Source organism: Butyricicoccus sp., from assembly GCF_977037065.1.
In genome coordinates this window covers 76,131-87,787 of the sequence record NZ_CDRQNY010000002.1, presented here as the reverse complement: position 1 = coordinate 87,787, position 11,657 = coordinate 76,131, and the positions used below count along the sequence as shown (strand labels likewise).

General features: G+C 50.3%; 14 protein-coding genes. 7 read left to right on the top strand and 7 right to left on the bottom strand.

Translation table 11 applies throughout. The features are described 5' to 3' along the window. Positions 1 to 118 precede the first annotated feature (118 nt). From ACWVX6_RS01285 to ACWVX6_RS01255, 7 genes are all read left to right on the top strand, one after another. Positions 119 to 631, top strand: coding sequence for a nucleoside/nucleotide kinase family protein (locus ACWVX6_RS01285; protein WP_118729857.1), 513 nt, complete (start codon positions 119 to 121; stop codon positions 629 to 631). A 61-nt stretch (positions 632 to 692) separates the two neighbouring features. Next, a complete protein-coding gene (locus ACWVX6_RS01280) occupies positions 693 to 2,612 on the top strand; it encodes an HlyD family efflux transporter periplasmic adaptor subunit (protein WP_455152121.1) in 1,920 nt (639 codons plus the stop codon). Positions 2,613 to 2,775: 163 nt separating this feature from the next. Beyond that, a complete protein-coding gene (gene pdxS / locus ACWVX6_RS01275) occupies positions 2,776 to 3,648 on the top strand; it encodes a pyridoxal 5'-phosphate synthase lyase subunit PdxS (protein WP_110436780.1) in 873 nt (290 codons plus the stop codon). 1 nt (position 3,649) lies between these two features. Next, complete coding sequence (pdxT, locus tag ACWVX6_RS01270; protein WP_118761214.1) at positions 3,650 to 4,234, top strand: pyridoxal 5'-phosphate synthase glutaminase subunit PdxT; 585 nt, start codon at positions 3,650 to 3,652, stop codon at positions 4,232 to 4,234. A 203-nt stretch (positions 4,235 to 4,437) separates the two neighbouring features. After that, complete coding sequence (locus tag ACWVX6_RS01265; RefSeq protein ID WP_118761215.1) at positions 4,438 to 4,683, top strand: transposase; 246 nt, start codon at positions 4,438 to 4,440, stop codon at positions 4,681 to 4,683. Continuing rightward, positions 4,604 to 4,774, top strand: coding sequence for a transposase (locus ACWVX6_RS01260; RefSeq protein WP_455152165.1), 171 nt, complete (start codon positions 4,604 to 4,606; stop codon positions 4,772 to 4,774). The genes ACWVX6_RS01265 and ACWVX6_RS01260 overlap by 80 nt, the downstream gene beginning before the upstream one ends. Then, entirely contained in the window at positions 4,746 to 5,027 is a 282-nt protein-coding gene (locus tag ACWVX6_RS01255) for a helix-turn-helix domain-containing protein (protein ID WP_158580247.1), read from the top strand. Before ACWVX6_RS01260 ends, ACWVX6_RS01255 begins: the two co-directional genes overlap by 29 nt. 69 nt (positions 5,028 to 5,096) lie before the next feature. On the opposite strand, the gene ACWVX6_RS01250 is transcribed toward ACWVX6_RS01255, so the two are convergent. The 7 genes from ACWVX6_RS01250 to ACWVX6_RS01220 form a co-directional block, all read right to left on the bottom strand. After that, positions 5,097 to 5,909 carry a Cof-type HAD-IIB family hydrolase gene (locus ACWVX6_RS01250; RefSeq protein WP_455152120.1) on the bottom strand — a complete coding sequence of 271 codons (813 nt, stop codon included), beginning with the start codon at positions 5,907 to 5,909 and terminating at the stop codon, positions 5,097 to 5,099. Beyond that, complete coding sequence (locus ACWVX6_RS01245) at positions 5,906 to 6,826, bottom strand: RluA family pseudouridine synthase (protein WP_455152119.1); 921 nt, start codon at positions 6,824 to 6,826, stop codon at positions 5,906 to 5,908. Before ACWVX6_RS01245 ends, ACWVX6_RS01250 begins: the two co-directional genes overlap by 4 nt. A gap of 2 nt (positions 6,827 to 6,828) precedes the next feature. Beyond that, positions 6,829 to 7,299 carry a signal peptidase II gene (gene lspA / locus ACWVX6_RS01240; protein ID WP_455152118.1) on the bottom strand — a complete coding sequence of 157 codons (471 nt, stop codon included), beginning with the start codon at positions 7,297 to 7,299 and terminating at the stop codon, positions 6,829 to 6,831. 61 nt (positions 7,300 to 7,360) lie between these two features. Beyond that, a complete protein-coding gene (gene ileS / locus ACWVX6_RS01235; protein ID WP_455152117.1) occupies positions 7,361 to 10,150 on the bottom strand; it encodes an isoleucine--tRNA ligase in 2,790 nt (929 codons plus the stop codon). A 27-nt stretch (positions 10,151 to 10,177) separates the two neighbouring features. Then, the gene (locus tag ACWVX6_RS01230) at positions 10,178 to 10,771 is read right to left on the bottom strand and encodes a DivIVA domain-containing protein (protein WP_117488033.1); all 594 of its coding nucleotides are present in this window, start codon (positions 10,769 to 10,771) and stop codon (positions 10,178 to 10,180) included. Positions 10,772 to 10,865: 94 nt separating this feature from the next. Then, positions 10,866 to 11,132, bottom strand: coding sequence for a YggT family protein (locus ACWVX6_RS01225; RefSeq protein ID WP_147356920.1), 267 nt, complete (start codon positions 11,130 to 11,132; stop codon positions 10,866 to 10,868). A 21-nt stretch (positions 11,133 to 11,153) separates the two neighbouring features. Beyond that, positions 11,154 to 11,654, bottom strand: coding sequence for a cell division protein SepF (locus ACWVX6_RS01220; RefSeq protein ID WP_243022707.1), 501 nt, complete (start codon positions 11,652 to 11,654; stop codon positions 11,154 to 11,156). Between the last annotated feature and the right edge of the window lie 3 nt (positions 11,655 to 11,657).

Genomic DNA, 11,657 nt, shown 5'->3' with positions numbered 1-11,657 from the left:
CTGCCAAAAACAGGCACGCTTTTTTAACAGAATTGTAAAGACTGTCCGCTTGTAAAGGTCGATTTGCTGTGCTAAAATGTATAGTGTATAGAAATGCGCATTTGAAGGAGACTTTTACTTGACCAAACAAGTGTTTATCATAAACGGCAGCGGCGGTGTCGGCAAGGATACCGTATGCAGTGCTGCCGCGCAAAGCTGGAAGGTGCAGAACATTTCGTCCATCACACCCATTTTGCAGGTGGCCAAAGCCGCCGGATGGGACGGCACCAAAACACCGGCGGCACGCCGTTTTCTTTCGCAGCTGAAGGCAGACTGTACGGAATTCAACGACCTTCCGTTCCGCTACTGCACAGAACAGTTGCAGATATTTGCTGAAAATGATGCAGAACTGCTGTTCGTCCATATCCGGGAGCCGGAGGAAATCGAGCGCTTCCGTCAGGCGGCAGGCGTAAACTGCAAGACCATTCTCGTGCGTCGACCGACACTTGAGCAGGCACGCGGACAGCTTGGCAACCGCTCGGATGACGGCGTTGCAGCGTATACCTATGATGCGGAATTCCTCAACGACGGTTCGCTGGAGGAACTGCCCGCAAAAGTACATGACTTTTTACAGGCTCTGATCGAGAGATAACTTTCAAGATCGGGCACGGCTCTGTTTTACAGGAACAGCGCATAGAAAGGAACATCAAAATATGAGCCAGAACAAGAAGAAGTTCTTCGGCAAACACAAGCATGAACAGGAGCTTGAGCAGACACAGACGCTTCCGTCGATGTCAGAAAACACTGCTGACAAGACCGTTCAGACGGAGGACAATACTGCACTGGAAGAAGCATCCGAAAAAGCTGATGCTGACGAAAAAAACGAGAAGGCAGAGCAGCTAGCTGAATCCTTTCGCAAAAGATTTAATCGAAGCAAGTGCGTCCGCGTTATCATTGCAGCAGGATTGATTATTCTGCTGGTCGGCGGTTCGGTATTTGCTGTTATTCAGTCGCGCAATACCGGTACGGAAAACACGATTCCGACGACTGCAGTCGTTACCTATGGCGATATTGGCATTTATATCGAGGGCAGCGGTGAAACGGCTGCACGCAACACGGAAGAACTTGGCCTGGGACTTGAGGGCAAAATCTCTCAGGTGCTGGTTTCCGAGGGAGATGAGGTGCATGCCGGTGATCCACTGGTCGTTGTCGATCCGACCGGAATCCGCGAACAGCTGACAGCGGCACAGGCCGAATTCACGGCCGCGCAGAGTGGGTTGACCAACGCACAGGCAGCGATCACGCAGGCACAGAGCCGCATTGCCTCGGCACAGAGCCAGTACACCCACAGCAGCGCTACGGCACCGTTCAGCGGCAAGTTTATCGCATCAAGCACATTTGCGGTAGGGCAGAAGGTAAGTGCAGATCAGACCATCGGCCGTATGGTCAACGACAGCCAGATGCAGCTTGCTGTACAGTTTAGTTCGGAATATGCCAAAGATATCAAGGCCGGTCAGACGGCTACGATCTCTACCTCTGCCGGACAGGTTTCCGCTGTGGTTTCGTCGATTGATTCCACTTCCGGCAAAGGTACTTTCCTTGTCGTATTGACCGTGCAGAATCCTTCCGGTGCACTGGCGCAGGGAACGAGTGCTACCGCAACGATCAACAGTGACAGTGCCGGCACGATTTTCTCTTCCGGTTCGGGCACGCTGGACTACAGCAAGGAGCAGGTTATCACGGCACCGATCGGCGGTGAAATCACGGCCTATAACGGCTCGAACCGCACATACAGCAGCAGTGCAGTCATTATGTCAATTTCCAATGTTGCAGCGCCGGATACTTCGGACGCGCGAAGCAGTCTCACGGCTGCACAGAGCACGGCTGCAGCCGCACAGGCCAAGGTGAGCGAGATTCAGACGCGCATTCTCAGGCTGCAGCAGGAGATTCTGGATGCTACGATGACGGCTTCGATTGACGGCGTTGTCACCTCACTGAACGCAGAAGAAGGGGAGGAGACCGATGGTACCGAGCCTCTGGTTGTTGTTTCCGACCTGAACGATACCGTTGTTATGGCCGAGCTGACGACAGATGAAGTGCAGTCTGTCGAGCCTGGTCAGACGGTAACAATGAACATGTACACGATGGATGGTTCCGAGCTGCCGCTCACCGGTGTGGTTGACTCGGTTTCGCCGGAGCCGAGTCAGAACACGGGCAGTCAGGGCAGTCTGACGACTTTTAAGACAATTATCACGGTTGATTCTATCGAAGGTCAGGCGATTTCCAGCGGCATGATGGTCGATTACAAAATTGCAGTTGCCGAATCGGACAGCTGCTTGATAGTACCGACTTCTGCTATCGTTCACACGGCGGATGGCAGTACGGGTGTATTCACCAAAACGCTCATCGACAAGGACGGCAACGAAATTCCGTTCGATGATACACTGCCGATTCCGGACGGCATGGAAGCACCCGAAGGTTATCAGCTGGTAGCGGTGGAAACCGGCGTTTCAGATGCGAACAATACCGAAATTTTCTGGGGCATCGATGAAGGTGCAACAGTTTATCTGAATGCCACACCAAATACATCAAACGCGGTAACTGATGAGGAAAATACAGCATATAACAGCTGATAAGCAGCATAAAGCACGGATTTTGTTTTAGAAACAGAAACCGTGCTTTCCTTTATTTCTTGCAAACTGGCATTATAAAATAATTATAATCTGAATATTTTAACATATTCAGATTAGGCGTATAATGCGTTCATACACCAAACAACAAAGGAGTCTGAACGACATGAGCGTACAATATAAGCTGAACAAGGAACTGGCCCAGATGCTGAAGGGCGGCGTCATTATGGACGTAACCACACCGGAGCAGGCAAAGATTGCCGAAGCAGCAGGCGCATGTGCAGTTATGGCATTGGAGCGCATTCCGGCTGATATCCGTGCAGCAGGCGGTGTTTCCCGTATGAGCGACCCGAAGATGATTCGCGGTATTCAGGAAGCGGTTTCCATTCCAGTTATGGCAAAGTGCCGTATCGGTCACTTTGTTGAGGCACAGGTGCTGGAAGCAATCGAGATCGACTATATCGACGAGAGTGAAGTGCTGTCTCCGGCGGACGATGTATACCACATTGATAAGACACAGTTCAAGGTTCCGTTTGTATGCGGTGCGCGTGATCTGGGTGAAGCTCTGCGTCGCATCGCTGAAGGCGCTGCAATGATCCGTACCAAGGGTGAGCCAGGCACCGGTGATGTTGTACAAGCGGTTCGTCACATGCGCGCTATGAACGCAGAGATTCGCCGTGTGCAGAATCTGCGTGAGGATGAGTTGTTTGAGGCCGCAAAGCAACTGCAGGTTCCGGTTGAACTGCTCCGAAGTGTGCATGAAAATGGCCGACTGCCGGTCGTAAACTTTGCAGCAGGCGGCGTTGCAACTCCGGCTGACGCAGCACTGATGATGCAGCTTGGCGCAGAAGGCGTATTCGTTGGCTCGGGCATCTTCAAGTCTGGCGATCCGGCAAAGCGTGCTGCAGCAATCGTAAAGGCGGTTACTAACTACACCGATGCAAAGCTGATTGCAGAACTGTCTACCGATCTGGGTGAAGCAATGGTTGGCATTAACGAGAACGAAATTGCATTGCTGATGGCAGAGCGAGGCAAGTAAAATGGCAGTTGGAATTCTGGCGCTGCAGGGCGCCTTCGCAGAGCATGCCGCAGTGCTGGATAAACTCGGCGTACCGCACTTCGAAATTCGCCAGAAGCGCGATTTGGATCAGCCGATGAATGGTTTGATTATTCCGGGTGGGGAAAGCACAGTAATGAATAAACTCTTGCGTGAACTGGAATTGTATGATACGCTGCGTGAACAGATTCAAAATGGACTTCCTGTATTCGGAACCTGTGCCGGTCTGATTCTGTTGGCTAAGCAGATTGATGGCGGCATACCATGCTTCAGTGTGATGGATATTCGCGTAAAGCGTAATGCCTATGGCAGACAGCTTGGCAGTTTTTTCACGGATGATCGGTTTGGCAGTATCGAGAGAATCCCGATGACATTCATTCGCGCACCATATATTGAGAGCGTAGGAAATAATGTCGAGGTGCTATCCATTGTTGACAGTAATATTGTTGCTGCACAGCAGGATAATATGCTCGTGACCGCATTTCATCCGGAATTAGATAAGGATTTGACGGTGCATCAGCATTTCATTCGGATGGTTGAGCAGTTTCGGTTGAAGAATACAGGATAACTAAAATAAGCGGCTCTGTATGAGCCGCTTACAGTCTGTCGAAAAACCCAGTTGCCCATTAAGCGGCAACTGGGTTTCTATCACATATACAACAGAAAATAGACAGGTCCTTAGGGCTCCTTTGCTACTGCAATGTGTGACGGAAATGTGTGACGGAGCCGGATCCGATGCTGAGTATGCTGGAATGACTGTGCATAGAGCTCATGGAGGTCGAGGTGGACCAGCAGCTAGGAGCAGAGAAAAGTCAGCGCATTGTCAGCATGGTGGTACTTATCGTGTGCGGTGTGGATGAAAACGGTCATAGGGATATCATTGCCGTTGAATCTATGGCCGAAGAATCCGGGAGCTCCTATGAAGTGCTGTTTCAGAATCTGGAGGACCGTAGTCTGTCCACGCCCAGGCTTATCCATTTCAGATGCACACGCCGGACTGGTTTCGGCAATTCGTGAATCCTTTCCCGACGCCTCATGGCAGCGCTGCAAGCTGCATTTCATGCGGAATATTCTGGTCTATGTGCCGCAGAAAGAGAAGAAATCCTAATCGTATTCGTGAAGCAAGGCGACGTTCCGGTGTTTCAACGCTTAAAATTGCTTCGGCGCTCGGTATCTGCCGTGATACGGTCTATCGCTGGGAACGTGGCGAAACATTATTTTCGTCCAGCGTCCTGTTGAATCTGGGGGACATTTTTGGTGTAACTTGTGATTGGCTGGTATGTCGTAGCGATGACCCGTATAAAACAGTTGACGAGGTAGGCATTCGTAGTGTAGAATCTAATTTAGACATAGGAATCTAATTATACAAAATAATGATTTTGTATAATTAGCAAACCATCTATCTAATAACAATTAGTAATTAACTGTTTTCATCCTATTTTCTCCAGATACTCTATCATATCAGCCACAGCACAATCATTATTAGAACTTACCATCACATTTACATTTCGCAGCACTTCCGGCTCTGCATTGGCTGGTGCAAACGAAATCTGAGCTTCTTGCAGCATGGATTCATCATTGTAGCTATCGCCAATAGCAAAAACACGTTCAACGTCCGGTAAGTATTCAACAATACTTCGTAGAGCCGAACCCTTATTCACACCCGCGGCTGTGATTTCACAGAATGTCGGCATGCTGGATGTCACATCAAATACATGCGGATACCGAATCAGTAAATCCTGCGTCAGTGCGGTGATTGGTGTCGGTTCACCGGTAAAATTGACCGTACACCAGTCCGCAGTTGCGCTTTTTGCAAACTGCTCATTAGAAAGCATCTGATAATCTAAATGCAGCTTGCGCATGTGCTGCAGCGTGTGATCGCTCATTTGACGAATCAGCGCTGTTTCGGCGGTAAAAATCTCGCATCCAAATTGTGAATTTTTTAATAATACATGCTCAATCATTTCTTTCGTCTCGTACGGCATACCGGAACAATGCAAAATCTGTCGATTTTCATCGCAAATCAATGAACCATTCATCACACTGTATGGCGCATTGACCGGCAACTGAGCTATATATGTGCCAATAGCATGAGGAGAACGGCCGGTCGCAAGCGACAGCTGTCCTCCCTGTTTCGTAAAATATTGTAATGCACGCAGATTTTCTGCCGGAATTTGCTTTGAATCATCGAGCAGCGTACCATCCATATCGCAGGCCAGCAGCATACCCTTAAACTTTTTCATTGCATACGCTCCAATTTATCAAGAACTTCAGTAAAATATTGTGGCAGCGATGCCGAAAACTCCATCCGCTCCCCTGTTTTCGGGTGCGTGAGCGTCAGCTTCGCTGCATGCAGACATTGACCGCCGATATTGGAAAACCGGTCTTTTTTCAGTCCGTACACCGGATCACCGATAATCGGATGACCAATAGATGCCATATGTACACGAATCTGGTGTGTACGTCCGGTCTCGAGCTGAAACGCCATATGTGTGTAGCCGTTATACCGTTTGATGACAGAATAATGCGTGATTGCCTCCCGTCCGCCTTCCACGATTGCCATCTTTTTTCGATCCGTCTTGTGACGGGCAATCGGCTTATCCACCGTTCCCGTATCATCCTTAACAGAACCAACCACAATCGCTTCATAGCCGCGATATGCCGTATGCGCCGCAATCTGAGCCGCCAGGCTCTGATGTGCGGCGTCATTTTTCGCCACAACGAGCAGACCACTGGTATCCTTATCTATACGATGCACAATGCCCGGTCGATGTTCACCGTTAATACCAGACAGGCTGTCACCACAGTGGTACATCAATGCATTAACCAACGTACCATCCCAGTTGCCAGCCGCAGGATGCACAACCATGCCGCGCGGCTTGTTGACCACCACAATATCCGCATCCTCATAAACGATATCCAGCGGAATATTCTCCGGCTTGAGATCAACTTCCTTTAACTCCGGAAGTTGAACCGTAACCGCCTCGCCGCCGACCAGCTTGTAATTTTTCTTGAGCGGCTGACCGTTACAGCTTACTGCCTGCTCCGACAGAAGATTCTGCGCCGCAGAACGGGTCAGTCCTTCAATCTGCTCTGCCAGCCAGCTGTCGATACGCTTACCGGATTGCTCTGCCGGAACTGTAAATTGTAATTCACTCATGGTTACTTCTCCGCTTCGCTTGTCTCCTTGTGCTGAAGCATAAAATATAGCACAAACAGTACGCCACCTACACAAATGAAGATATCTGCCACATTAAATACCGGAAAATGAATCAGACGGAAGTCAAACATATCGACAACAAAACCGCGTGCTACACGATCAATGGCGTTGCCGAGTGCGCCTGCCGCTACCAGAATCAGCGACCAGCAGCCAAGCTGAGTCTGCAGCATATTCCTGTAAATCGCTGTGAAAATGGCAACTGTAATCACAATGGCCAATATAACAAAAATCCAGCGTGAATCAAACTGCGCGAACAGGCTGAATGCTGCACCGCGGTTCTCAATATAGGTCAAGTGAAACACACCATTGATCAACGGAATGGTCTGCTGTGCCTGCAGGGATGTAAACGCCCAGTATTTCACTGCCTGATCTGCCGCGATCATCAGCAAGATTGCACAAATATAAATCGGCATCTTCTACCTCCAAAACAAAAAGGAGGAACAGAATTGCTCTGCTCCCCCTTGGATTCTTCTTTTAGCCTACAACCTTGGCACAGCGAGCACACAGCCCCGGATGCTTTGCATCAGAACCAACGGTCTTAGCCTGCTTCCAGCAGCGCAGGCACTTCTCACCTGCTGCGCGGGCAACAGCAATCTTCAGACCCGGCAGATTCTCACTTGCAGCGCCCTCGCCGTCACCGGCAATGACATCAAGTTCGGAAACGATGCACAGATCAGCCAGATCCTGACCACAGCCGTTCAGGAATGCAGCCTGCTCAGCGTCAGCGTAAACAGTAACGCATGCTTCCAGCGGCTTGCCGATGGTCTTAGCGGTACGCGCACCCTCGAGCGCCTTGTTTACGTCATCGCGGAATGCGGTCAGCTTGTCCCACTTAGCACGATCCTCATCACTGAAGGACAAAGCCTCCTCAGCCTGCGGCATCTCGTTATATGCTACGTTGCGAGCATCATCCTCAGCAGCGTGCGGCATAGCCTGCCAGATTTCGTCTGCGGTAAAGCACAGAATCGGAGACAGCATGCGAACCAGCGCACTCAGAATACGATAGATCGTAGTCTGTGCAGAGCGGCGGCTCAGACCATCGGTCTCATCGCAGTACAGACGATCCTTGATCACATCGAGGTAGAAGTTGGACATATCAACAACACAGAAATTATGAATTGCATGGAATACGGTGTGGAATTCGTAGCTATCATATCCCTCACGAACCTTTGCAGCAAGGTCGTTCAGCTTCATCAGCGCCCACTTATCCAGCTCCGGCATATCTGCGTATGCAACAGCGTTAGTCTTAGGATCAAAGTCAAACAGATTGCCCAGAATGTAGCGAGCCGTGTTACGGATCTTGAGGTAGTTCTGCGACAGATGCTTGAGCATGTCCTTGGAAATACGCATATCCTGACGGTAGTCAGAAGAAGCAACCCACAGACGCATTACGTCTGCGCCATACTGCTTGAGGATATCCTCCGGAGCAATACCATTGCCCAGAGACTTGGACATCTTCTGGCGCTCCTCATCAACAATCATACCGTGGGTGATAACCGTCTTGTACGGAGCCTTGCCCTGTGTAGCGATAGAGGTCAGCATCGAGGACTGGAACCAGCCGCGATACTGGTCGTTGCCTTCCAGATATACGTCAACCGGGGTCTTCTGGCCTTCGCGGTTCTCGATAACAGCACGCCAGGAGGAACCGGAATCGAACCATACGTCCATGGTGTCGGTTTCCTTGTCAAATTCGCTGCAGCCGCACTCACACTTGGTGCCTGCCGGCAGAATCTCAGCAGCCGCCATGTCGAACCATGCGTTGGAGCCCTTTTCACGGAACAGATCAGCAACGGTCTTAATCGTCTGCTCATTTACCAGCGGCTTGCCGCACTTCTTGCAGGTGAAGATCGGAATCGGAACACCCCAGACACGCTGACGGGAAATACACCAGTCAGAACGCTCACGGATCATGGAGGTCATGCGCTCCTGACCCCAGCCGGGAATCCACTTGATGTCCTCACAAGCCTTGACTGCGTCATCCTTGAGCGCATCAACAGAGCAGAACCACTGCTCAGTAGTGCGGAAGATGATCGGATTTTTGCAGCGCCAGCAATGCGGATAGCTGTGCACGATGTCCTCGGTTGCGAGAAGTGCGCCGCAGTCATCCAGATCCTTGAGGATAACCTCGTTGGAATCATCCACGAACATACCCTCGTACTTGCCGGATTCAGCGGTATGGCGTCCCTTGCCGTCAACCGGAACGATGATCGGGATGTTGTACCTCTGGCAAACGATAAAGTCATCAGCACCGAAGCCCGGAGCGGTATGAACACAGCCGGTACCGGCATCGAGCGTTACATGGTCACCGGTGATAACCAGAGAATCACGGTCGAACAGCGGGTGCTTGGTCTTGATCAGCTCCAGATCAGAGCCAAGAACGGTTGCGAGAACTTCCCAGCTGTCAATACCGGCAGTCTTCATAACAGAAGCAACCAGTTCCTTAGCCAGAACATAAACCTCGCCATTCGGGACCTTAACGAAATCATACTCGAAGTTTGGGTTCAGAGAAATTGCAAGGTTGCCCGGAATGGTCCAGGTAGTGGTGGTCCAAATTACGAAATATACGTTCTCTTTGGTACCAAGCAGTTTGGTGATAACACCCTTGTCATCGGTTACAGCGAATTTTACAAAGATAGACTTACACGGAACATCCTTGTACTCAATCTCTGCCTCAGCCAGTGCGGTCTCGTCGTGCGGGCACCAGTAAACCGGCTTCTGACCCTTGTAGATGTAACCCTTCTTAGCCATCTCGCCGAAAATCTCAATCTGAGCAGCCTCATAATCGTGGGTCAGGGTCAGGTACGGACGATCCCAGTCGCCGATAACACCCAGACGCTTAAACTGGGTACGCTGGGTATTGACATGATCGTGTGCAAACTCTTCACACTTGGAGCGGAACTCCGCAGTGGAAACCTTGCTGCGATCCATGCCGTAAGCCTTGATTGCCTGACGCTCAATCGGAAGACCATGGGTATCCCAGCCCGGAATGTACGGAGCCTGATAACCCATCATATTGCGCGAACGCAGAATAAAATCCTTGAGGATCTTATTCAGTGCATGACCCATATGCAGATTGCCGTTTGCATACGGAGGGCCGTCGTGCAGAACGAAAAGCGGTTTGCCCTCGTTCTTCTTCATCAGTTCATGGTAGAGGTCGTTCTTCTCCCAGTTTTCCAGAAAACCCGGCTCGCGCTTCGGCAGACCGGCACGCATCGGGAATTCGGTTTTGGGCAAATTGATCGTGTTGTTGTAATCCTGCTGCATTGTGCAGTATTCAGTCCTTTCGCTTATTTACTTAACGTCCTTCGGGTCGTATTCAGTGCCGAACTGCAGTTCGCCGAAGTCGAATTTACGCGTTGCATCTTCCACTGGTGCATCGCCCTTCCCAGTCGCATTTGTGTTCTTTGCATCTTCAGTCTGCTGTACCGGAGCGAGGTTTTCGCCCTTCGCCAACTCTGCCAGTGCTCTTGCCTGCGACTGATACAGCTTTGCTACATGAGCGATGAACTCAGCAGTGTTCTTGCGGGCAGTCTCCAGTTTCTGTTCCTCGGTGTTGATTTCCGCCTGGGTGTCTTTCACCTTGTTTGCGGTTTCATCCTTCGCAGAAGCAATGATCTCCTCTGCTTCCTTCTTTGCCTTGTCGATTGTCTCCTGTGCAATCGACTGAGCGGTCAGTAGGGTACGGTGCATTCCTTCTTCAACACCGCGGTATTCTTCAATTTTATCGACCAGCACCTTCATTTTTGCCTTCATAGCAGCGTTTTCCTTCTGCATCGCTGCAAATTCCTCTGCAACACGCTCGAGAAAAGTATCGACAGACTTCATGTCATATCCGCCGAAAACTGCTTTTTCAAAGCCGATTTCTTGTATTTCCTGCACCGTCATATGTTTTTCCTCCGTCTTTATATCATTTGCCGTACTGACACGGAAAAATGGTCGGGCTGCGCCCGACCAAATCAGCGCCGTTTGTCCGGCAGGCTTAAAGCATATATACCATTTGTTCTAAAACAATCAGAACAAAAAATGCCAGCATAAACGCAAAATCAAACGGACAATTCCGCAGTGCACTCACGCGGCTCAGCAGACTGCGAAAAGGTTGAATGAGCGGCTCGGTAACAAGGCACAGAAACTCGTAGATTTTCGAGTCGCTGCCCTGTACGAACCAACTCATGATTGCCCGTGCAAAAAACATAAACTGCAGAATGCGCAATAAGCTGCCTACGAAATATATTACCAAGCTGTTCACGATAGTACTCACGATCTGCGCTTAGAAATACATACCGCTGTTTTCCAGTTCGTCGATCAGATCGCCCATAATATCAACATTGTAGGGTGTGATAATATAGGTGCTGTTTGCAACCTTCTTGATCTTGCCTTCGTTTGCATATGCAACACCGCTGAGGAAGTCCACCAGGCGACGGGCAATATCCTTGTTGGTCTGCTCCAGATTGAGGACAACCGTGCGCTTGTCCTTGAGATGATCTGCAATCTCTGCAGCCGCCTCAAAACGATCCGGCTTGACCAGAACCACAGCCAGCTGTGTAGTAGTATTGATGTTTACAACCTTATCGCTGCGATCGTGACGGCGCACCTGAGGCGCGTCCTGTGCATCACTGTCGTACGAACGGTCATAGGATCTTCTATTGTAAGATGATGGCTCGCTATCCATCGCAGGTTCTTCGTTTCTCTGACGGGGCATCTCGTCTTCGTAGTCGTCCTCCAACTCGCTGCCCTTTACCCAATCAATAAAGCCTTTGATTGAACCCATGCC